This window comes from Streptomyces sp. NPDC021115, from assembly GCF_044333065.1.
Lineage (GTDB): Bacteria > Actinomycetota > Actinomycetes > Streptomycetales > Streptomycetaceae > Streptomyces.
In genome coordinates this window covers 377260-397900 of sequence record NZ_JBIRQF010000002.1, presented here as the reverse complement: position 1 = coordinate 397900, position 20641 = coordinate 377260, and the positions used below count along the sequence as shown (strand labels likewise).

Below are 20641 nucleotides of genomic sequence, written 5' to 3'. Positions count from 1 at the left end.
CGCATCGCGCCCCCCGAGAGGAACCCGCACCATGACCAGGCAAACGCACCGCATCGGCATTCTGGGCAGCGGCAACATCTTCGGCCGGTACGTCACCGGCCTGGCCCGCCACCCGGAGCTGGAGATCGTGCGCGTGGGCGACATCGACACGGCCCGGGCGAAGCAGGCCGCCGCCGAACACGACATTCCGGCCTGGGGCGACGATGCGGAGCTGTACGCCGACGAGTCGGTGGACATCATCGTGAACCTCACCCCGCCGGTGCACCACGCCCGCACCATCATCACCGCCCTGGACGCCGGAAAACACGTCTACGTCGAAAAACCCCTGGCCACGACGGTCGAGGAGGGCCGGGCGGTACTCGAAGCGGCCGCCAGGAGCGGGCGCATCCTCGGCTCGGCGCCGGACACGTTCCTCGGCAGCGCGAGCCAGACGGCGCGCAAGGCCATCGACGACGGGCTCATCGGCGCACCGATCGGCGCCTCGACGTTCATCGGCCACAGCAAGGCGGAGACCTGGCATCCGGACCCGCGCTTCCTCTTCCAGCCGGGCGGCGGCCCGGTGATGGACATGGGGCCGTACTACATCGCCATCCTCGTCAACTGCCTGGGCCCGATACAGGCCATCAGCGCGGCGAGCCGGATCGGCGCGCCGCACCGGCCGGTGACCTCGCCCGGCCGGGCCGTGGACTCCATCGAGGTCACGATCCCCACCCACACCGCGGCCGTACTGACCTTCGCCTCTGGCGTCCTCGGCACGGCGCAGATGAGCTTCGACGTATGGGACTCGGACCTGCCCTTCATGGAGATCTACGGCACCGAGGGCACGCTCTCCCTCGGCAACCCGAACCACTTCGACGGCGAGGTGCGGCTCAGGCGGCACGGCGACGCCGAGTGGACGGTGCTGGAGCCGGTGGTCGAGCTGTTCGGCGCCGTCGGCACCAAGGAGCAGGCCCGCCGCGGACTCGGCGTCCGCGACCTCGCGGACGCGGTCGAGGGCGGCCCGCACCGCGCCACCGCCACGTTCGCCTTCCACGTCCTCGAAGCGCTGTGCGCGGTGGCGGAAGCCTCCCAGCAGACCAGCGTCGTCCACCTGAGCAGTACGTGTGAGCGCCCGCAGCCGCGCTACCAAGCGTGAGCCCCGCTCACGGTCCGACGCCCCCGGCATACCCCCAGGAAACCCTCAAGGAGCAGCGATGTCGCCGAGAACGACGCCCTGGCGAACCCGACTGATAGCAGGCGCCGCCGCGGTCGCGGCAGTGTTCACCTCCGCCGCGTGCAGCGCCGCGACCCACCCCGCCGGTGCCTCCGGCGGGAAGTCCACGGCCGCGGGCCCGGTACGCGACGGCGGCACCCTCACCGTCGCGCAGGCGAGCGACGCCGACCCCGGCTCGTTCCTCAAGACCTCCGTCGGCAACATCCTGACCGAGTACACGGTCCTGGAGACGCTGACCCTCATGGACGCCAAGACCGGCAAGCCGAAGGGCGTCCTCGCGAAGTCGTGGAAGCTCGCGCCCGACGCCAAGAGCATCGACATCACCCTTCGCGACGACGTGACGTTCCACAGCGGCCGCAAGCTCACGGCGCGCGATGTCATCTTCACCCTGAAGAAGGCGCAGGACCCGGCGACGGGCGCGGCGGGCCAGACGATCGCCGCTCAGATCAAGTCGATGCGGGCCAACGGCGACCACGCGCTCACGCTCACCTTCAAGAAGCCGACGCCGAACATCTTCGACCTGTTCGAGACGACCCCGATCCTCAACCCCGCGACCTACGACAAGTACGCGGCGGGCAAGGTCGTCGACGGCACCGGCCGCTTCGAGTGGAAGTCGTGGACGCCCGGGGGCCGCATCACGCTCACCAAGTACGCGAAGTACCGGGACGCGAAGAACACCCATCTCGACAAGATCAACGTCGAGGTCATCAGTGACCCGACCGCCATCGTCTCGGCCATCCGCAGCGGCCGCGCGCAGTACGGCGTCGGCGCGGCCGCCCTCGACGCCCGCACCCTGAGCCAGCAGCCCGGATACGCCCTGCTGTCGTCGGGCGGCTCGGCGATCCCGCTCTCCCTGGACGTGACGAAGCCGCCGTTCGACAAGAAGGCGGTCCGCCAGGCCGTCCAGTACGCGATCGACCGCCGCCGCATCGTGCAGCAGGTCGAGGGCGGTCACGCGGACGCCACCGACCTGCCGTGGAAGACGTCCGCCGTCGGCTACGACGCCAAGCAGGCGAAGCACTACAGCTATCAGCCGGACAAGGCCAAGAAGCTGCTCGCCGAGGCGGGGGTGAAGGGCGCCACGTTCAAGGTCGTCACCCTCAACACCCCCGAGGCCACCGGCATCTTCCAGATCGTCAAGAACAACCTCGCCGCCGTCGGGCTGAACGCCAAGCCCGACGTCATCAGCGCGACCGAATACGACGGGCGGATCGCCAAGCGGGACATGGGTGCGCCCGCGGTCCAGATGATGAACAGCAACGCGCTGCTGCCCGCGAGCGCGGTCGCCAGCAGGCCCGAGTTCGTCCCGGAGAACAACCTCCTGCACTTCAAGAGCCCCGCCTATACGAAGCTCGTCCAGGCCATGACCGCCGCCAGCACGCCCGCCGCGCAGAGGAAGGCGCTGCACGCCTACAACGCCTACTTCCTCGACCAGGCGTTCGCGGTGCCGCTGATCACCCGCCCGACCCTGTCGGTCAGGTCGACGTCCGTCGGCGGCATCGAACCCACCCAGGGGGGCTTCCTGAACCTCGGCCAGGCGTGGCTGTCCGACCCGAAGGGGTAGCGAGGCAATGATCCGGTTCATGGCGCGCAAGGCGCCATCAGTCCTCTTCGCCCTCCTCGCCAGCTCGGTCGTCGCCTTCGCCCTGCCGCGGCTCGCCCCCGGAGACGTCGCGGTCAGCCTCGCCGGTACGGATCCGAGCGCCGCCAACGTCGCCGCCATCCGGAAGGAGCTGGGGCTTGACCGGTCTCCCGTCGTGCAGTACTGGGACTGGATCTCCGGGCTGTTCCACGGCGACCTGGGCCAGTCCTACCGCCTCCACCGCAGCGTCGCGAGCCTCATCGGCGACCGGCTGGAGAGCACCGTGGAGCTGGCCGTGTTCGCCACGCTGCTCGTCGTCGTCATCGGCACCGCGCTCGGAGCGCTCGCCGGTTCCACCCGGCACCGGTGGACGCGGGCGGTCCTCGACCTGGGCAACAGCCTCCTGGTCGCCGTCCCGCCGTTCCTCACGGGCCTGGCCCTGATCCTGGTCTTCGGCGTGTACCACCGCTGGCTGCCCGTCAGCGGCGAGGTGAGCCTGCTGGAGAACCCCTCGATCGGCATCCAGTACCTGACCCTTCCCGCCGTCGCGCTGGCGCTGTCGTCCTCCGGCATCGTGGCCCGGCTGCTCCAGTCGGAGATGGCCAAGGTCCGCACCGAGGACTACGTCGATCTGGCCCTGGCCAAGGGAACCCCGCCCGGGCGGATCACCCGGCGCCACGTCCTGCGCAACAGCTTCGGCACCGCGGTCGTCGCGATCGGACTGCAGATCGGCACCCTGCTCGCCGGTGCGGTGATCATCGAGTCGATCTTCAACCGCAACGGCCTCGGCCAGCTCGCCGTCTCCAGCGTGCAGTCCCGCGACTTCACCGTCCTCCAGGTGCTGATCCTCGGTGTGGTCTTCGTGGCGGTGATCTGCCAAATCGTCACCGAGATGGTCCTCGCGACGCTCGACCCGCGGATCAGGTTGGGAGCCCAGACATGACCGACGCACCCCTGTGGGCGCCCGGCGCGGCGGCCACGGCGACGCGCCGCAGGCTCAATCCGACGCTGGCCCGCTACCTGTCCGCCTTCCGCACCCCGCGGGGCGTGATCGGGCTGTCGATCCTCGCGATCATGGTGCTCGCCGCCCTGCTCGCCCCCGTCCTGTTCCCGGGCGGCTACGACCAGCAGGGCGCGAACGCCCTGACCGGGCCATCGGCCCAGCACATCTTCGGTGTGGACGAATTCGGCCGCGACATCTTCATCCGCAGCGTCTACGGACTCCGCGTCGACCTCAGCCTCATCCTCACCGCGGTGCCGCTCAGCATGGCGATCGGCACCCTGATCGGCCTCTCCGGCGCGATCTCCGAATGGCTCGGCGCCGGGTTGCAACGGGTGCTCGACGTCATCATCGGCTTCCCCGGGCTGATCCTCGGCGTGTGCCTGGTGGCCATCCTCGGCCCCGGGTGGTTCCCGCTGTTCCTCACCATCCTCATCGGCGGCCTGCCCACCGCCGGACGCCTGGCCCGCGGCGCCTGGCTCACCCAGCAGGGCAGGGAGTACGTCCTGGCCGCCCGGGTGCTCGGCGTCCCGCGCCGGAAACTGCTCGTCCGGCACGTACTGCCCAACGCGATGGACGCCATCGTCGTCAACGGCGCCGTCTGGATGGTCATCGGCATCTACATCGAGGCGGGCCTGTCCATCGTCGGCCTGGGCGTGCAGCCACCGACGCCGTCGATCGGCGTGCTGCTGAACAACGGACTCCGGTTCGTCACCCAGGCCCCCACGTACATCATCGGCCCCGGAGTGGTGCTCCTGCTGCTCTCGGTGGGCTTCAGCCTGATATCGGACGCGCTCAACGAGGCGGTGAACCGTCGATGACGTCGATGACCCCAGTGACGCCGACGACGACCAACGACGTACCGCTGCTGCGCGTCGAGGGCCTGAAGACGGAATTCCAGCTGAAGTCCGGCCCCGTCACGGCCGTGGGCGACGTCAGCTTCGACATCTACCCCGGTGACGTCCTCGGCATCGTCGGCGAATCCGGCTCGGGCAAGTCCGTCACCGCGCGGTCCATCATGCGGATGCTGCGCCCGCCGGGCGACATCACCGCCGGGTCGGTGCGGTTCGACGGCGAAGACCTGCTCGCCCTGCCCGAACGCGAGATGCGGCGGCGGCGCGGAGCCAAGGTCGCGATGGTCTTCCAGGACCCGCAGGCCGCGCTCAACCCCGTCCTCAAGGTCGGCGACCAGATCGTGGAGGCCATGACGGTCCACGGCGTCGACAAGAAGACGGCGCGCAAACGGGCCGTCGAGCTGCTGGAACAGGTCGGCATCCCCGACGTCCCGACGAAGATCGACCACTATCCGCATCAGTTCTCCGGCGGAATGCGCCAGCGCGTCGTCATCGCCATCGCCCTGGCCAACGACCCCGCGCTGCTCATCGCCGACGAACCGACGACCGCCCTCGACGTCACGATCCAGGCCCAGATCCTGCGGCTGCTGGCCAAACTGCGCACCGAACTCGGCATCGCCGTCGCCATCATCACCCACGACATGGGCGTGGTCGCCGAGCTGTGCACGGACGTCGTGGTGATGTACGGCGGCCGCACGGTCGAGAAGGGCACCGCCGAGCAGGTCTTCCGGCACCCGCGCCACCCCTACACGGCGGCGCTGCTGGAGGCCATGCCACGCCTCGACGCCGACCGCACCGGCCAGCCGCTCCCCGCCATCCCCGGCAGCCCGCCCGACCCCGCGACACCCCCGCCGGGCTGCGCGTTCGCGCCACGCTGCCGTTACGCCGAGGAGAGGTGCACCCACGAATCCCCGGCGCTGATGGCCATCGGGGACGCCGGGCAGACCGCGGCGTGCTTCGTAGCCCAACGCGGCGTCACCCTCGCCCCGAGCGGCACCGACGTGGCACCGGTACCGCGTACCGCCCCTGCCGCCGCCGCGCCCGTGCTGGAGATACGCGACGTCAGGGTCGACGTCGGATCGCGCGGGCGCGGGCTGTTCCGCCGGGAACCCCCTGTGTACGCCGTCGACTCGGTCAGCCTGTCCGTCCACCCGGGCCGCACCCTCGGGCTCGTGGGCGAGAGCGGCTGCGGCAAGTCGACGCTGTCCCGCGCCGTCGTCGGCATCAACCCGATCGCGGGCGGTTCCGTTCTGGTGGACGGAACGGACGTGAGCGCGATGCGCGAGGACGACCTCAAACGGGTCCGCGGCTCGGTGCAGTACCTGTTCCAGGACCCCTACGCCTCGCTCAACCCACGCCGTACGATCCGGCAGTCCCTCACCGAAGCGCTCGCGTTCCGGGGCATCGGCGGTCGGGCTCTGGAAACGGCGGCGCGCGAGCTGATGACGCAGGTGGGGCTGCGCCCGGAACACCTCGACCGCTACCCGCACGCGTTCTCCGGCGGGCAGCGCCAGCGGATCGGCATCGCACGGGCCCTGGCCCGGCAGCCGAGGACGCTGATCCTCGACGAGCCGGTCTCCGCGCTGGACATGTCGATCCAGGCGCAGATCATCAACCTGCTGGAACGGCTACAGAACGAACTCGGCCTGGCCTACCTGTTCATCGCGCACGACCTGTCGGTCGTACGCCACCTCAGCGACACCGTCGCCGTCATGTACCTCGGCAGGATCGTCGAGCACGGCGACGTCGCCGAGGTCTACGGCAACCCGCAGCATCCGTACACCGCTTCGCTGCTCTCGTCGTCGCCGGTGCCGAGCGTGGGGGCGCGTACGCGGGAACGCATCGTCCTGCGCGGTGACCTCCCGAGCCCCGCGAACCCGCCCTCGGGCTGCCGGTTCCGCACCCGCTGCCCGATCGGCCCGCTGACCCACCCGGAGCGCACGATCTGCGCGGACACCGCGCCACCCCTCGCCCTCACCCCCGCCGGTCAGCACGCCGCCTGCCACTTCGCGGGCGAACTCGCGCCCTGACCCGACCTCTTCGAAGGGAAACGTACGTGCGTATCGCACTCAACCCGATCCAGTGGATGGCCAGCGACGACGGCTGGCTCGACCCGTCCAAGGCCCCCGAGCGGAAGCAACTGCTGTCGCTGATCAAGCAGTCCGGTTTCGACGCGGTCATGGCCGAGGTCCCGGCCGACTGGACCGTGGAGCAGTACCGGGCGGCCCTGGACGAGGTCGGCCTGACCCTGGCCCCCGGCTACTTCGTATGCCGCTCGGACGGCCGGGACGGGATGGAGGCCGACGTTCTCGCGGCCGCTGCCGCTGTCGCGCGCCAGCACGCCGAACTGGGCATGTCGGAGATCGGCCTCGGCCTGGCCATGGGCAAGGACAAGCCGCGCGTGGCGCACCCGGCGCAGGCGTACGAGCCGGACGCGGCGCGCGTCGAGGCGGTGACGGAGCTGATCGGGAAGATCGCCGACGCGATGACCGCCGAAGGCGTCCGGCCCAGCCTGCACCCCCACGTCGGCACGTGGATCGAGACCGAGGAAGAGGGCCGGGCGGTCCTGGATGCCCTGCCGGAGTCGAAGCTGGGCTTCCTGCCCGACACCGGCCACCTGGCGTGGGCGGGCTCGGACGTCGGCGGGTTCATCAAGGACTACGCGGAGCGGATTCCGTTCGTGCACGTGAAGGACTGCCGCCTGAGCGTGGCGGCCCAGGGCCGCGAAGCGGATTGGGGCTACCAGCAGACCGTCATGGCCGGGCTCTGGGTCGAACCCGGCCGCGGCGAACTGGACCTCAAGGGCATCCTCGCCAACCTGCCCGCCACGTTCGACGGCTGGCTGATGGTAGAGGTCGACTGCCCGGACATCGCCGACCCCTACGACAGCGCGGTCGCCTCGGCGCGCTGGATGCGCGTCACGTACGGCGGCTGAGCGGCCTCAGCCGCCCGCGGCGAACCGCACGAAGCGGGTCCAGGTGTCGGGCGTGACGGCGAAGTGGGGACGGGCCGTGTCCTTGGAGTCCCGTACGTGAACGGCCTCATCGGCCACGGCCACCTCCACGCAGTCGTCGCCTTGGGCGCTGCTGTAGCTGGACTTGAACCAGTCGAGCTCAGGCGTGCTCATACGAACCGCACAAACCGCGCCCAGATGTCGGGCGTCACGGCGAAGTGCGGGCGGCTCACGTCCTTGGAGTCACGGACGTGGACAGCCTGTTCGGTGACAGCAACCTCAACGCAGTCGTCACCCTGGGTCCCGCTGTAACTGGACTTGAACCAAGCGAGTTCTGATGTACTCATAGCTCTCCCCGCATCCGCTCCAGCAGGCCCCGCGAGTCTTTGGTGTTGAGGGCCTGTGAGCGCAGTGTGTCATAACGCTGTTGGAGGAGAGATACCTCTTTCCTGTCAGAGATGAGCCGTCCGTTCTGCTGGCCCTCCGAGTAGGCGAAGTGCCGCCCGTCCGGCGTCTCCAGCAACCGCATGGGGCCATCCAGACACGCATGGAACTCGGCGTCCAGCGGCATGATTTGAAGGCTTACGTTGCGCGGCGCGCTGTGCTCCAACACGTAGTCCAGCAGGCCCCGCATCACCTCCGGGCCGCCGAGCCTCTTCCGGAACACGGACTCCTCCACGATGAAACTGAACGGCACGTTCGGCCGCTCGTATAGCGTCTGCCGCTCCAGCCGAGCGATGAGCTGTGCCTCCAACTGCTCGTCCGTCAGCAGCGGGATGCTGTTGTCGAACACCGCTCGCGCGTAGGGCCCCGACTGCAACAGCCCCGGCACCAGCCTGCACTCGTACGTGCACAGGCTCACCGCCGTCTTCTCCTTCTCCGCCCACCGCCGGAACCACGCCGCGATCCCCGGCTCGCCCCGCGACAGGAACCCGGCCGCCCTCCGCAGCGCGCCCGTGTTGCCCAACACCTCCTCCGCCCGCTCCACGAACGCCTCCTCCGGCATCCGTCGTCCCAGCTCCACCGACGTCACGGTGTGCTTCGAGAACCGGACCAACTCCCCGAACTCTGCCCGGCTCAGACCCGCGTGTTCTCGCAGGGCCTGGACGACGGCCCCGAACGTCCGCAGACTGTCCGACGGATCGGGTTCCCGGTCTCCTCCAGCCCCACAAGCATGTTCAATCGTCATACGCGGACACCTCCGGTGCGTACGTTGTGCGAGGGCCCCCGCGCTCGACTCACCCAGGGTGACGGATCGAGCCACGCACCGTCCACCGAACGCGCATGCACGCTGACGCAGCGTACATGGCGCGCCGCTGGCGAAGGCCCCCGACGGCCCACCACCGTTGCCCCATGAACGCACGCACACCCCAACTCCCCACCACCGCACGAACCTTTGCCCAACGCTTGTCCTCCACGCGACGCGGGGCCCGCCTCGCCCGGCTGCTCGCCGTGGGACAGCTCCGCGCCTGGCCGGTGTCACCCGCCGTCACCGAACGCGCCGAGCGGATCGTCGCCGAGCTGGCCGCCAACGCGGCGATCCACGGGCGCGTACAGGGCCGGGACTTCCGGCTCGCCCTGACACTTGATGAAGCACGCGGAACCCTGCGCATCGAGGTCGCCGACACCCGTGGCGAGAAACTGCCGGTGCTCGGCCCCGCCCCCGCCCCGGACAGCGAATCAGGCCGCGGCCTGCTCCTCGTCTCGGCACTCGCCGACCGCTGGGGCACCCAGCCGCGCCACCCCGTGGGCAAGACCGTATGGGCGGAACTGGACTCCCGTCAGGTGTCGGACGGATAGAACTGCGCGTACCAACGGCGCAACGCCTTGATGCCCTTCTCGTGCGGAAGCAGGACGGGGCGCGGCTGGTGGATCTTGTGGTCCCAGATCCGGACCTCCTCCCGCACCTCGCCCAGGGCCTCCGCCCGGAAGACCAGCTTGAACACCGGCGCCAGCAGGGGCAGTCGCGTCGGTTTGCGGATGTAGTACAGCATCCGCATCTCGCTCGTGCGGTCGTCGACGGGGGTGGTGAGGGCGACGGCGGTGACCGACAGAACAGGGCCGAGGACACGCACCACCATCACGCCCGGCCCGTACATGGACACATCGAAGGTGTTGTTGATGTCCCGGCCGAGCACACGCCGGTGGATCCGGCCGCGGACCTCCGCGAACGGACCGTCCGGCAACAGCTCCTGCACCGGCGGTTCGCTCTGGCCGTGGATGAAGTGGAAGTGGGACTCGTCCACGATGTTCTCGCGCATCTCCTGGATGTGGATGCGCGCGCGGCACACGTCGTCGATCGGCGAGGCGAAGTCGCCGGAACTCGTCTCCGGGATGTCCGGCACCTCCCACGAGGGCGCGTCCGGACCGTGGTAGACGAAGATCAGCCCGCTGTGCTCGCGGACCGGGAACCCGCCGAGGGACACCTTGGGCGTACGGACCGCGAACGGCGCATGCGTACACCGGCCGTCCGTCCCGAATCGCCACCCGTGGAACGGACACTCCACGGTGCCCCCGACGACCTTCCCTCCGGCGCCCAGATGCGCGCCGTAGTGCGGGCAGTGGGCGTCACGTACACCCGCCTGCCCGTCCGCGCCGCGGAAGGCGATGAGGGCGCGTCCGAAGTAGTGCAGGCTGACGACCCGCCCCGCCCGCAGCTCTCCGCTGCGGAGCACGGCGTACCAGCCGTAGGGAACGGGGGGCATCGGGTACGCGTCGGCTCGCGGATCGCGCGGCAGGTCGGCGAGCTTGTCATGACTACGACGTAACGGCATGCGCCGATGCTACGGGCGCTCAGTCGATACAGAACTCGTTGCCCTCGATGTCCTGCATCACGATGCACGAGTCGTTGCCGTCGTACAGGAGCCGCACGCGTACCGCGCCGAGCGGGAGCAGGCGTGCGCATTCGGCCTCAAGCGCGGCCAGTCGCTCTTCACCCACGAGCCCGGTGCCGACCCGCACGCAAAGATGCACGCGGTTCTTGACGACCTTGCTTTCGGGTACGCGCTGGAAGTACAGCCGAGCGCCCACACCTGAGGGATCACCGCAGGCCGCCGACGACCCCCGATCCTCGGGCGGCGGCGCCATGACGTACCCCAGCACCTCGCACCAGAAACGAGCAACGCGCTCGGGTTCCGCGCAGTCGAAGGTGACTTGGAACTGCTTGACCGATGCCATCGGCGCACCCTAGCAGGGGCGTTCATCTCCCCGTCAGATCCGCCATCAGCGCCCGGCGCCACTGCTCGGTGACCGAACGCCGCAACCGCTCCGTGTCGACGGCCCCGGGGTCGAGCTGACGTCCCACAGGCCCGTCGTTCCATCAACGGAGCCGGTCGCGAGTGTCTTGCCGTCGGGACTGAACGCCACGGACAGCACGCTGTCGGTGTGGCCGGTCAGTACATGCCGGACACGGCTGGTGGGGAGGCCCCAGATCCGGGCCGTGTGATCGGTGCTTCCGGTGGCGAGACGGCGTCCGTCAGGGCTGAAGGCGGCCGACGTCACCAGGCCGCTGTGGCCGGTGAGCACCATCCGCGTCTGGTCGTCCGCCGTGTTCCACAGCCGTGCCGTGTTGTCGCAACGTAGCGGAGCGGAACCTCGCTGTGAGGAGGTGTCGTGGGTCTCTCCCGCTCGGCTCTCACAGTTTTCGACCCCGACCGGTTCCCCCTGGCCACCCGCGTCGGAAGCGCCGCGGGCGCCGCCCACCAAGGCATGTACAACCCTGACCATGCCTTCAGCTCCGGACTGCGACGCATCCTGGACGGTCTCGCCCACCTCATGAGTCAGCCTCGGTGACGACAGCTGGGGTGCGGGTCAGTGGCCGCCGCTCGACTCGACGGCGAGGCGCTTGGTAAAGGTCGTGCCGCCGTCCTTCGACTCGTACACGCCGTTCTGCGTCGCGGCCAGGACGTGCTGGGCATCGACGGCGGTGAGCGCCTGAGGCTGTCCACCGGGGACGGTGGCGAGCTTCTGCCAGGTGGCGCCGCCGTCGGTGCTGCGGCTCAGCTTGCCGGAGGTGGCGACGCCGTAGAGGGCGTTCTTGGCCTTCCAGGAGAGGAAGGCCATCACCGGCTGCTTGGCTGTGGCGAAGGTCTTGCCGCCGTCGGTACTGCGGGCCACCCCTTCCGCGGTGGTGGCGAGGACGAGGCCCGCGTCGTCCGGGTTGACCGCGATGTCGAGCGCCTGGAACGTTGCTCCGTCCTTCCAGGTGGTGCCGTCCTTGCTGGTGCGGAGCAGGCCGTTGGTTGAGTCGTAGCCGTAGATGGTGCCGTGTGCGTAGTCCAGGGCGTGGAAGTCGGACTTCCCCGAGAGGGAGAGCGACCGCCAGGTCCTGCCCGCGTCGGTGCTCTTGATCAGTCCCTTGTTGCCGGGGCCGTCCGACCCGGAGGCGGGGTGGCCGCTGGCGTAGAAGGTCTTGCCCTGGGCCACCGTGAAGCCCATGAAGTCGTCCTTGCTGTCGCCCACCAGCTTGGGATTGCCCTGGGAGTCGGGGGTGTAGATGCCTTCGTGGGTCGCGACGTACAGGCGCTGGCCTGACGGGTCCAGCCCGAGTCCGTGGATGTGGCTGACAGTGGTGACGGCAGCGGACGAGTCCGTGTCGCCGTCTCCGCCGGAGCAGGCGGCCAGCGTGAGGCCGAGGGCGACAGCGGCGGCTGCCCGGACGGCGCGGTGCATCTTCATGAGTCCTCGGGAATCGTGGGGCGGGCCGGGACATGACCGGGCGCGGCCCGAGTGAGGCGTGTGAGGGGGGCGACCGCCCCGGGCTCCCCGGAATGACCGGCTGAGCCCGGAACGGTCGGCGTGTGATCGGATCAGAGCTTGTCGAGGATGCCCTGGAGCTGCTTGACCTCAGCGGTCTGGTCCTTGACGACATCGTCGGCGAGCTTCTTCGCGGTGGCGTTCTTACCGCTCTTCTGCTCGTCCTTCGCCATGTCGATCGCCCCGTTGTGGTGGCCGATCATCATCTCCACGAACATCTTGTCGAAGTCCGTGCCCTTGGCGGCCTTCAGCTCCTTCATGTCCTTGTCGGACATCATCCCGGCCATGCCCGAGTCGTCGGAGCCGCCGGAACCGTGGTCCATGCCGGGCATGCTGCTGCCGGAACCGTGGTCCATACCGGGCATGCTGCTGCCCGACTCGGGCTTGCCCCAGGCCTTGAGCCAGGACTTCATCTTCTTGATCTCGGGGCCCTGCGCCTTCTCGATGTTCCCGGCGAGGGTCTTGACCTTGGCGTCCTCGGCACGCTCGTCGGCGAGCTCGGACATCTCGATGGCCTGCTCGTGGTGGGGGATCATCATCTGCGCGAATTTCACGTCCGCGTCGTTGAACGTGCCCGGTGCGGGGTTCTCCCCGCTGCTCGCGCTCGCCGAGGCGGAGCTCTTGCCCTTGCTCCCGTGGTCCATACCGCTCATGTCGTCGTCGTTGCCACAGGCGGCGAGGACCAAGCCTGCGGCGGCGACGATGCTGACGAGAGCGATGCGGCGGACGCGCGGACGGAGCCCGCTGCGCTTGATGGCGGTCATGTCGAAAACCTCGTGGTGTCTGTTCTGCGGAAAGGTGGTCGAACGGGGTACGCGGGCAGCGCGAGCCGCCCACGGTGGCGTTCGGCCTAGATCCGCAGGACTGACAGTTGAGCGAGGTCAGGCGGTCTGCGCGGAGGGGGATTGGGGTGCAGGGCCGCCATGGCGCCGTCGCGAAGCCGCGCCAGCCAGTCCGTCCCGCGGCTCAGAACCGCGCGGAGAAGACCGGCGAGAACCCACGTGCCGAGCACGGCCACGCACAGCGAGGCCATGTCCATCCCCATGGCCGGGGAGTGGGAGAACGCCTTGCTGTCCTGGTGGGAATCCGAAGTGCGCGAGGTGGCGGCAACGTCCCGCGGCGAGGACATACCGCCGCCTGCGTGGGCGGTCGTGGCCGATGCGTGAGCCGCTCCCACGCTCGTGTGGGAGGCGCCGTCGGGATGGCCCATCGAGTGCATCACGAAGACGCCCATCGCGAGCACGACGACGAGCAGCAGGTGCCCGAGGGCACCTCCTGTTCGTACGCATCGGCTCACCTGCACGTCGTGACTCCCTCTGTGGTCGCTCCGCTCTCCGACGCCACCGAAGCGGACCGGATCATGCTGCGCGGGTCGGGCGCGGGGGTGACCTACTAAGTTGCTTGGTAGTAATGGTAACGGCAGAGAAACGGACGCATGCACCGGGCTGGACGGAGGAGCGGGCGGGATGAGCGTCGAGGGGTTCGCCGCGGACGGCTACGAAGCGGTGCGCGAGGTCTTACAGCGATTGGTGGACGACGGCTCGGAAACCGGGGCGGGGCTCTCGGTCTGGCGGGACGGCCGCGAGGTCGTCCGGCTGAACGCCGGGTGGGCCGATACCGGGCGGAGCCGTCCCTGGCGCGGCGACACCCTGGTCCAGCCCTACTCGCTGTCGAAGGCGTTCGTCACCATCGCCGCACTGGTGGCGGTTCGCGAGGGCGCGCTGGCACTGGACGAGCCGATCGCCGACTACTGGGGCGGGTACGGCGTCCGGGGCAAGGAACGGACCACACTCCGTCACGTGCTCACCCACCGCGCGGGCCAGCCCCGTTTCACGGCCGGCGCCGCACATCTCGACCTGCTGGACGACAGTGGGCTGCGGGAGGACCTGGCGCAGGCGGCACCGGAGTACCCGCCCGGGACGGCGCTCGGAGAACACGCGTTGACCTACGGTCACTTGGTCGACGGCATCCTGCGCGCAGGCGCCGGGACGACACTGGGGGACGTCTTCAACGATGTGGTGCGACCTGCGCTGAGCCTCGATGCCTGGTTCGGAGTGCCGGACCGGGCGCTGGACCGTGTCGCCGACCTGGAGTACGCCGACCCGAGCTGGCCGCGGCAGCTCCACGCGGCGCCGTGGCTCCAGATCCCCGCCGGGGCCCTGGACACAGAGCGGGTCAACTCCCGGGCATGGCGGCAGTCGGTCTTCGGAGCGGTCAACCTGCACACGACCGCGACCGCGATGGCGGCGTTCTTCTCCCACCTCTCCGCCGAGGACGGACCGCTACGCCACCTCCTGGGTCCACAGCTGCACACCGAGCTCCTCACTTCCCAAGTCACCGACTACGACGAGGTGTTCGGCACCGAGATCACCTGGACGCTGGGCTTCGTACGCGACAAGGGCAAGATCGCCAAGGGCGGCATCGGCGGCTCCGTCGCGTGGTGGTCACTTCGGCACCACCACGCCTGCGCTTACCTGACGCGACGGTTGGACGATCACTCACGGGCAGCCGAAATCGCCGCCGCCCTGGGAGATGACCTGACCGTCGTCGGCGAGGACTGAACCTCGGCAGCACGAGTGAGGCCACGAAGCCGTCGACAGGACCGTGAGGCGGATCACGTCTGACGGCGGCCAATCGGCCATGGCCCGCGCGAAAGTGTGCCGACGGTGGAACGACCTGCCGTTTCATCAGACCCGGAGCGTCGGCCTGATCCCGTGCGCGAAATCTGTGTGCCACTGTTAACTCGGCGTTTCCGAGAGAAGTTTGCGCCGCGCCGTCGGGCAATGGTTACGATCACGACATGGTTACGGCTTGGTCGCGCTCCGGCATGCGGCGGCCCCGCTCCGCGGGGCCGTTGCGCCTGCTGTGGCTGGCCGTTCTGGTGCTCGGCGTCCTGGTCACGCACGGCGCGAGCGCTGAGAGCGCCGAGGGGCACGCAGGGGCCGGTGCGACCGCGTCCGCACGCGCGTCCACCGTGATTCAGGCAGGTCAAACGGGCAGGACCGAAGGAGGCGGCGCTGCCGCGTGCGCGTCGCCCGACGTTGCGGCAGCCGACGGCCAGCACGAGGGTGACGGCTCTGCCCACCCGGTTGAGGACTGCCTCTCGGGCCAGCCCCAGCAGGACCTGTGTCTGGCCGCTCCCCGTCTGTCCACGTGGGGCACCGTGCCATTGGCGTACCCGTTTGCGTTGGGGAAGTCCGACCCTTTCCGATCGAAGTCGGCCGTTCTTTCGTTGACGGGTTCGAGAGCCTCCGTGGTTCAGCAGGTCTAGATTCCGGCGTCCCCGACTGGCCGCCGCTCTCCTGAGAGATGACAGCCCCCGTCCTGCGGGACGGGTCGGCCACGTGCGGTCTGTTCCCGGCACCCTGGGCGCACGTAGCCACGCTTCCTCGCGTGGGACGGGTCCGCTCCCGGTGCCCGCTCGGATGCCTGCTGATCCCGATCCGCCGCTCCCTCGCCACGCCGTGGGAGCAGCGGCCGCTCCCCGGAGGAACCGTGCTGTTCCACCCCCTTTCCCCCGCTCACCTCAGCCGCCCGGCTACCAGGGCTCGGCTGCTGCGGCTGCTGGTCTTCGTCCTCGGAGGCTTGCTGCTGTGGACGTTCGACTGTTCTGCCACGCACGCTGACAACAGCCTCACGCGGGGCCGACCCGCGGCCTCGGCCGTTCTCCTCCCGCTCGCGCAGGCGGACACCGTGCGTGCGATGCCCCACGGACCGCATCCACACTCCGGTGCACATTGCACGTCGTACGCGGTCAGCCAAGTCCGGCCGCACGCCCGGCAGTTGTCGACGGGCACCGCGGCCCCGGCCGCCTTCGCCGGAGTGGCGGCCGGAGTGACCGCTGCCGTGGCCGGCCGGCAGGGGGCCGCTCGGCCCGGAGGAAGCAGACCCCGGATACGGCGTTCGGGCCGGTCCACCCTCGCCGTCGTCTGTCGGTGGCGGATCTAGACGGGCCTTCGCGGTCGTCGACACCGGCCGCGCGTGCTGCCACCAGATCCCGGGGCGGATGCCTCGTCCTGGGCCGGACGGCACGTCCGACGCATACCCCGTCACACCACCGATGAGAGCGGAAGATGCACCCGCAGACCACCACCGAGATCACACCCCCTGCCCGCTCGGCCCTGTCCGGGCTCGTGGGCGACACCCCGGTTCTCCGGATCTCCGAGCCCCTCACCCCCGCCGGCCGGGGGTTCTGGGCGAAGCTGGAGGGCTTCAACCCCGGCGGGATCAAGGACCGGCCCGGCCTGTACATGGTCGAGCGGGCCCGCGCCCGCGGCGATCTGCGCCCCGGCGCCAGGATCATCGAATCCACCAGCGGCACCCTCGGCCTGGGACTGGCCCTGGCGGGCATGGTCCACGGCCACCCCGTCACCCTGGTCACCGACCCGGGCCTGGAGCGGTCCATGACCCAGCTGCTGACCACCTACGGAGCAAGGGTCGACGTCGTCTCCGCACCCCACCCCACCGGCGGCTGGCAGCAGGCGCGGCGCGAGCGGGTGGCTCAGCTCATGGCCCAGCACCCCGGCTCGTGGTGCCCCGACCAGTACAACAATCCCGACAACACCACCGCCTACACCCCGCTCGCGCTGGAGCTGGCCTCCGAACTGGGCCACCTCGACGTGCTGGTGTGCAGCGTGGGTACCGGCGGCCACTCCGCCGGCGTCTCCCGGGTGTTGCAGGCCCTGTACCCGGAGCTGAAGCTCGTCGGCGTCGACACCATCGGCTCGACCATCTTCGGGCAGCCCGCCCGCACCCGGCTGATGCGCGGCCTGGGTTCCAGCATCTATCCCCGCAACGTCGCCTACGACAACTTCAGCGAGGTGCACTGGGTGGCACCGGCCGAGGCGGTGTGGACCTGCCGCCAGCTCGCCGCCTCCCACTACGCCAGCGGCGGCTGGAGCGTCGGCGCGGTCTCCCTGGTGGCGGGCTGGCTGGCCCGCACCCTGCCCGCGGATACGAAGATCGCGGCAATCTTCCCCGACGGCCCGCAACGCTATCTCGGCACGGTCTACGACGACGACTACTGCGCCGCCCACGGTCTGCTCGAGTCCCCGCCGCCCGTCGAACCGGAGACGATCGGCCGCCTGGACGAGAAGGAAGTCAGCCGCTGGACCCGGTGCACCACCGTGGTCGACCCGCTCACCCTGTCCGATCCGGCACAGGAGAACGACGCTGCCGAGCTCCCTGAGTTCGACACCCAGGTGGAGCAGGTGGAGGGAGACCGGTGATGGACCGGCAGTCACTTTCCGGGGGAACCCTGGCACAGCTGCGCTCCTACCCGCGCAGCGTCCAGTTGTTGATGGTGAACCAGTTCTCCATCAACCTCGGCTTCTACATGCTGATGCCGTACTTGGCCGCGCACCTGTCCGGCACGGTCGGGCTGGCCGGCTGGGCCGTCGGGCTCGTGCTCGGCATACGCAACTTCAGCCAGCAGGGGATGTTCCTGGTCGGCGGAACCCTGGCCGACCGGCTCGGCTACAAGCCGCTGATCATCGCCGGGCTGATGCTCCGCATCGTCGGTTTCGCGACCCTCGGACTGGTGGACGCGCTGCCCGCGCTGCTCGCCGCGTCCGCGGCGACCGGGCTGGCGGGCGCCCTGTTCAACCCGGCGGTCAGGGCCTATCTGGCGGCGGACGCCGGGGAGCGCAGGGTCGAAGCGTTCGGGCTGTTCAACATCTTCTACCAGGCCGGCATCCTGCTCGGCCCCCTCGTCGGCATGGTGCTCACCGGTGTCGACTTCCGCGTCGCCTGCCTGGTGTCGGCCGGGATCTTCGCGCTGCTGAGCATCGTGCAGCTCCGCAGTCTGCCCGCCCGCCGGGCGGACGACGCGCCGGCCACCAAGGGAAGCGGCGGGCAGGACGGCGTGCTGTCCCAGTGGCGCACCATCGTGGCCAACCGGCCGTTCCTGCTGTTCTCGGTCGCCATGATCGGCTTCTACGTCATGCAGTTCCAGGTCTATCTCGCCCTGCCGCTGGAAGTGCGGCGCCTGGGCGGCGACGGAACGTCCGGGACAGCGGCGGTGGCGATGCTCTTCGCTGTTTCGGGCCTGAGCACGATCCTCTTCCAGACCAAGGTGACCGCGTGGTGCAAGGCCCGCATGGAGCCGGGCCGGGCACTTGCCTGGGGGCTGTTCACCATGGGTGTGGCGTTCCTGCCCCTGCTGGTGCCGACGGCCGTGCCCGTCCCGGAGGGCGGCGTGGGGTTGTGGCTGCTCGCGGCCGTCCCGCCCGCGCTCTCCGCTCTGCTCCTGGCGGTGGGGACGATGATTGCCTACCCGTTCGAGATGGACACCATCGTCCGACTCTCCGGTGACCGTCTGGTCGCCACCCACTACGGGCTCTACAACACCATCTGCGGCGTCGGCATCACGCTCGGAAACCTGCTGACCGGGGCCTCTCTGGACGCCGCCCGCGCGGCCGGCGTCTCCGCGCTCCCGTGGATCGTGCTCTGCGCGCTCGGCCTGGCCTGTGCCGCCGCCCTGTACGGACTGCACCGCACCGGCCGCCTCGCGCCGCCGGTACGTGAGACACAGCCCGAGTCGGTGTCCACCTGACCGATGGTCCTGCCGCAGGGAGGACGAGCCTTCCTTCGTCCTCCCTGCGGGCCATGCAGCGAAGCCACCGCCGTATGCGGCCGCCGGGGCGGCCGTTCTTCAACGAACCCGTAGGGATGGAAATTCACCGTGAGCTCGAAACCTGTCGTACTCGTGGCGGAGAAGCTGTCGCCCGCCACTGTCGGCGCCCTGGGCCCGGACTTCGAGATCCGGCACTGCGATGGCGCCGATCGAGCCGAACTCCTCTCCGTGATCGCGGATGCCGACGCGCTCCTGGTGCGCAGCGCGACCACGGTCGACGCGGAGGCCATCGCCGCCGCCAAGAAGCTGAAGGTCGTCGCCCGCGCCGGGGTCGGCCTCGACAACGTCGACGTCTCCGCCGCCACCCAGGCGGGCGTCATGGTCGTCAACGCCCCGACGTCCAACATCGTCACCGCCGCCGAGCTCGCCTGCGGTCTGCTCGTCGCCACCGCGCGGAACATTCCGCAGGCCCATACGGCGCTGAAGAACGGCGAGTGGAAGCGCAGCAAGTACACCGGCGTCGAGCTGAGTGAGAAGACCCTCGGCGTGGTCGGTCTCGGCCGCATTGGTGTGCTGGTCGCCCAGCGGATGTCCGCCTTCGGCATGGAGGTCATCGCCTACGACCCGTACGTGCCCCCCCGCACACGCCGCGCAGCTGGGCGTCAAGCTCCTCTCCCTCGACGAGCTGCTGGAGGTCGCCGACTTCCTCACGGTCCACCTCCCGAAGACGCCCGAGACCGTCGGCTTGATCGGCGACGAGGCCCTGCACAAGGTCAAGCCCGAGGTCCGGATCGTCAACGCCGCACGAGGCGGGATCGTCGACGAGCAGGCACTGGCCAGCGCGCTCAAGGAGGGCCGCGTCGCCGCCGCGGGCCTGGACGTCTTCGCCCAGGAGCCGTGCACCGACTCCCCGCTCTTCGCGTTCGACAACGTCGTGGCCACCCCACACCTGGGCGCCTCGACCGATGAGGCCCAGGAGAAGGCGGGCATCGCCGTCGCCACGTCGGTGCGGCTGGCGCTCGCGGGAGAGCTGGTCCCGGACGCGGTCAACGTCGAGGGCGGCGTCATCGCCGAGGACGTCCGCCCCTGCGTGCCGCTCGCCGTGAACCTCGGCCGGATCTTCACCGCCCTGGCCGGCGAGGTCGCGGTCCGGCTCGATATCGAGGTGTACGGCGACATCACCCGGCACAACGTCAAGGTGCTGGAACTCTCCGCGCTCAAGGGCGTCTTCGAGAACATCGTCGACCAGGCGGTCTCCTACGTCAATGCACCACTGCTCGCGCGGGAACGGGGGGTCGAGGTGCGCCACACCACCAGCTCGCACTGCCCCGACCACCACCATGTGGTGACCGTCCGCGGCACCCTGAACAACGGTGAGCAGGTCGCGGTCTCCGGCACGCTGGCCGGCCCCAGGAACATCCAGAAGATCGTGTCGGTGGGCCGGCACACCATCGACCTCGCGGTCAGCGACCACCTGATCTTCCTGCGGTACAAGGACCGGCCCGGCATCGTCGGCGCCGTCGGCCACGCACTCGGCGAGGCGGGCCTCAACATCGCCGGCATGCAGGTCTCCCGGTCCGTGCCGGGCGGTGAGACGCTCGCCGTCCTGAACGTCGACAGCGACGTCCCGGCCGACGTACTCGACGAAATCGCCCAGGATATCGACGCCACCTTCGCCCGCGCGGTCACCCTCGACTGACCACCTCAAGG

Annotated in this window: 19 protein-coding genes and 2 pseudogenes; 12 read left to right on the top strand and 9 right to left on the bottom strand. The window is 69.8% G+C overall.

Features of this window, described 5'->3' with window-relative positions; genetic code table 11:
• The first annotated feature begins 31 nt into the window (after positions 1-31).
• The 6 genes from ACH4TL_RS07415 to ACH4TL_RS07390 are packed head-to-tail and all read left to right on the top strand — an operon-like array spanning position 32 to position 7584.
• Positions 32-1135, top strand: coding sequence for a Gfo/Idh/MocA family protein (locus tag ACH4TL_RS07415; protein WP_398310513.1), 1104 nt, complete (start codon positions 32-34; stop codon positions 1133-1135).
• A 58-nt stretch (positions 1136-1193) separates the two neighbouring features.
• Positions 1194-2777 (top strand): ABC transporter substrate-binding protein, encoded by a 1584-nt coding sequence (locus tag ACH4TL_RS07410; protein ID WP_398310516.1) that lies wholly within the window; start codon positions 1194-1196, stop codon positions 2775-2777.
• A gap of 19 nt (positions 2778-2796) precedes the next feature.
• Positions 2797-3738 carry an ABC transporter permease gene (locus tag ACH4TL_RS07405; protein ID WP_398310519.1) on the top strand — a complete coding sequence of 314 codons (942 nt, stop codon included), beginning with the start codon at positions 2797-2799 and terminating at the stop codon, positions 3736-3738.
• Positions 3735-4616, top strand: coding sequence for an ABC transporter permease (locus tag ACH4TL_RS07400; RefSeq protein WP_398310522.1), 882 nt, complete (start codon positions 3735-3737; stop codon positions 4614-4616). The genes ACH4TL_RS07405 and ACH4TL_RS07400 overlap by 4 nt, the downstream gene beginning before the upstream one ends.
• A 5-nt stretch (positions 4617-4621) precedes the next feature.
• Complete coding sequence (locus ACH4TL_RS07395; protein ID WP_398310525.1) at positions 4622-6679, top strand: dipeptide ABC transporter ATP-binding protein; 2058 nt, start codon at positions 4622-4624, stop codon at positions 6677-6679.
• 26 nt (positions 6680-6705) lie between these two features.
• Positions 6706-7584 (top strand): sugar phosphate isomerase/epimerase family protein, encoded by an 879-nt coding sequence (locus ACH4TL_RS07390; RefSeq protein ID WP_398310528.1) that lies wholly within the window; start codon positions 6706-6708, stop codon positions 7582-7584.
• 6 nt (positions 7585-7590) lie between these two features.
• On the opposite strand, the gene ACH4TL_RS07385 is transcribed toward ACH4TL_RS07390, so the two are convergent.
• The 3 genes from ACH4TL_RS07385 to ACH4TL_RS07375 are packed head-to-tail and all read right to left on the bottom strand — an operon-like array spanning position 7591 to position 8791.
• Positions 7591-7776 (bottom strand): DUF397 domain-containing protein, encoded by a 186-nt coding sequence (locus ACH4TL_RS07385; RefSeq protein WP_398310531.1) that lies wholly within the window; start codon positions 7774-7776, stop codon positions 7591-7593.
• Positions 7773-7949, bottom strand: a complete 177-nt coding sequence (locus ACH4TL_RS07380; RefSeq protein WP_398310534.1) for a DUF397 domain-containing protein — start codon at positions 7947-7949, stop codon at positions 7773-7775. The genes ACH4TL_RS07385 and ACH4TL_RS07380 overlap by 4 nt, the downstream gene beginning before the upstream one ends.
• Positions 7946-8791, bottom strand: coding sequence for a helix-turn-helix domain-containing protein (locus tag ACH4TL_RS07375; protein ID WP_398310537.1), 846 nt, complete (start codon positions 8789-8791; stop codon positions 7946-7948). Before ACH4TL_RS07375 ends, ACH4TL_RS07380 begins: the two co-directional genes overlap by 4 nt.
• 164 nt (positions 8792-8955) lie before the next feature.
• Here ACH4TL_RS07375 and ACH4TL_RS07370 point away from each other — a divergent pair, with 164 nt between their 5' ends.
• Positions 8956-9402 (top strand): ATP-binding protein, encoded by a 447-nt coding sequence (locus ACH4TL_RS07370; protein ID WP_398310540.1) that lies wholly within the window; start codon positions 8956-8958, stop codon positions 9400-9402.
• On the opposite strand, the gene ACH4TL_RS07365 is transcribed toward ACH4TL_RS07370, so the two are convergent.
• The 6 genes and pseudogenes from ACH4TL_RS07365 to ACH4TL_RS07340 form a co-directional block, all read right to left on the bottom strand.
• Positions 9384-10376: a Rieske 2Fe-2S domain-containing protein gene (locus ACH4TL_RS07365; RefSeq protein ID WP_398310543.1), complete on the bottom strand. Its 993-nt coding sequence runs from the start codon at positions 10374-10376 to the stop codon at positions 9384-9386. The two genes, ACH4TL_RS07370 and ACH4TL_RS07365, sit on opposite strands and share 19 nt — an antisense overlap.
• 19 nt (positions 10377-10395) lie before the next feature.
• On the bottom strand, positions 10396-10779 hold the full coding sequence (locus ACH4TL_RS07360) for a VOC family protein (RefSeq protein WP_398310546.1): 384 nt from the start codon (positions 10777-10779) through the stop codon (positions 10396-10398).
• Positions 10780-10950: 171 nt separating this feature from the next.
• Positions 10951-11130, bottom strand: a pseudogene (locus ACH4TL_RS07355) (WD40 repeat domain-containing protein); the annotation flags it as partial.
• Between the two features lie 282 nt (positions 11131-11412).
• Positions 11413-12273, bottom strand: coding sequence for a F510_1955 family glycosylhydrolase (locus ACH4TL_RS07350; protein ID WP_398311586.1), 861 nt, complete (start codon positions 12271-12273; stop codon positions 11413-11415).
• A gap of 137 nt (positions 12274-12410) precedes the next feature.
• Positions 12411-13121: a DUF305 domain-containing protein gene (locus ACH4TL_RS07345; protein WP_398310549.1), complete on the bottom strand. Its 711-nt coding sequence runs from the start codon at positions 13119-13121 to the stop codon at positions 12411-12413.
• An 86-nt stretch (positions 13122-13207) separates the two neighbouring features.
• A complete protein-coding gene (locus ACH4TL_RS07340; protein ID WP_398425210.1) occupies positions 13208-13567 on the bottom strand; it encodes a hypothetical protein in 360 nt (119 codons plus the stop codon).
• On the opposite strand from ACH4TL_RS07340, the gene ACH4TL_RS07335 reads away from it, so the two are divergent.
• The 5 genes and pseudogenes from ACH4TL_RS07335 to serA all read left to right on the top strand — a co-directional run bounded on the left by ACH4TL_RS07335 (position 13559) and on the right by serA (position 20630).
• Entirely contained in the window at positions 13559-13753 is a 195-nt protein-coding gene (locus tag ACH4TL_RS07335) for a hypothetical protein (RefSeq protein WP_398425214.1), read from the top strand. The genes ACH4TL_RS07340 and ACH4TL_RS07335 overlap by 9 nt on opposite strands.
• A 70-nt stretch (positions 13754-13823) precedes the next feature.
• Positions 13824-14918 carry a serine hydrolase domain-containing protein gene (locus ACH4TL_RS07330; RefSeq protein WP_398310552.1) on the top strand — a complete coding sequence of 365 codons (1095 nt, stop codon included), beginning with the start codon at positions 13824-13826 and terminating at the stop codon, positions 14916-14918.
• A 1512-nt stretch (positions 14919-16430) separates the two neighbouring features.
• Positions 16431-17585 (top strand): PLP-dependent cysteine synthase family protein, encoded by a 1155-nt coding sequence (locus ACH4TL_RS07325; protein WP_398310555.1) that lies wholly within the window; start codon positions 16431-16433, stop codon positions 17583-17585.
• Positions 17585-18910 carry an MFS transporter gene (locus ACH4TL_RS07320; RefSeq protein ID WP_398310558.1) on the top strand — a complete coding sequence of 442 codons (1326 nt, stop codon included), beginning with the start codon at positions 17585-17587 and terminating at the stop codon, positions 18908-18910. Before ACH4TL_RS07325 ends, ACH4TL_RS07320 begins: the two co-directional genes overlap by 1 nt.
• Positions 18911-19039: 129 nt before the next feature.
• Positions 19040-20630, top strand: a pseudogene (gene serA, locus ACH4TL_RS07315) (phosphoglycerate dehydrogenase).
• Positions 20631-20641: the final 11 nt, after the last annotated feature.

Bases quoted from the DNA above. Each gene is read 5' to 3' on its own strand.
- ACH4TL_RS07395 (WP_398310525.1), top strand. From the start codon at position 4,622: ATGACCCCAGTGACGCCGACGACGACCAACGACGTACCGCTGCTGCGC.
- ACH4TL_RS07400 (WP_398310522.1), top strand. From the start codon at position 3,735: ATGACCGACGCACCCCTGTGGGCGCCCGGCGCGGCGGCCACGGCGACG.
- ACH4TL_RS07340 (WP_398425210.1), bottom strand. From the start codon at position 13,567: ATGGGCCATCCCGACGGCGCCTCCCACACGAGCGTGGGAGCGGCTCAC.
- ACH4TL_RS07410 (WP_398310516.1), top strand. From the start codon at position 1,194: ATGTCGCCGAGAACGACGCCCTGGCGAACCCGACTGATAGCAGGCGCC.
- ACH4TL_RS07325 (WP_398310555.1), top strand. From the start codon at position 16,431: ATGCACCCGCAGACCACCACCGAGATCACACCCCCTGCCCGCTCGGCC.
- ACH4TL_RS07415 (WP_398310513.1), top strand. From the start codon at position 32: ATGACCAGGCAAACGCACCGCATCGGCATTCTGGGCAGCGGCAACATC.
- ACH4TL_RS07365 (WP_398310543.1), bottom strand. From the start codon at position 10,376: ATGCCGTTACGTCGTAGTCATGACAAGCTCGCCGACCTGCCGCGCGAT.
- ACH4TL_RS07380 (WP_398310534.1), bottom strand. From the start codon at position 7,949: ATGAGTACATCAGAACTCGCTTGGTTCAAGTCCAGTTACAGCGGGACC.
- ACH4TL_RS07345 (WP_398310549.1), bottom strand. From the start codon at position 13,121: ATGACCGCCATCAAGCGCAGCGGGCTCCGTCCGCGCGTCCGCCGCATC.
- ACH4TL_RS07360 (WP_398310546.1), bottom strand. From the start codon at position 10,779: ATGGCATCGGTCAAGCAGTTCCAAGTCACCTTCGACTGCGCGGAACCC.
- ACH4TL_RS07335 (WP_398425214.1), top strand. From the start codon at position 13,559: ATGGCCCATCGAGTGCATCACGAAGACGCCCATCGCGAGCACGACGAC.
- ACH4TL_RS07375 (WP_398310537.1), bottom strand. From the start codon at position 8,791: ATGACGATTGAACATGCTTGTGGGGCTGGAGGAGACCGGGAACCCGAT.
- ACH4TL_RS07350 (WP_398311586.1), bottom strand. From the start codon at position 12,273: ATGCACCGCGCCGTCCGGGCAGCCGCCGCTGTCGCCCTCGGCCTCACG.
- ACH4TL_RS07320 (WP_398310558.1), top strand. From the start codon at position 17,585: ATGGACCGGCAGTCACTTTCCGGGGGAACCCTGGCACAGCTGCGCTCC.
- ACH4TL_RS07330 (WP_398310552.1), top strand. From the start codon at position 13,824: ATGAGCGTCGAGGGGTTCGCCGCGGACGGCTACGAAGCGGTGCGCGAG.
- ACH4TL_RS07370 (WP_398310540.1), top strand. From the start codon at position 8,956: ATGAACGCACGCACACCCCAACTCCCCACCACCGCACGAACCTTTGCC.
- ACH4TL_RS07405 (WP_398310519.1), top strand. From the start codon at position 2,797: ATGGCGCGCAAGGCGCCATCAGTCCTCTTCGCCCTCCTCGCCAGCTCG.
- ACH4TL_RS07385 (WP_398310531.1), bottom strand. From the start codon at position 7,776: ATGAGCACGCCTGAGCTCGACTGGTTCAAGTCCAGCTACAGCAGCGCC.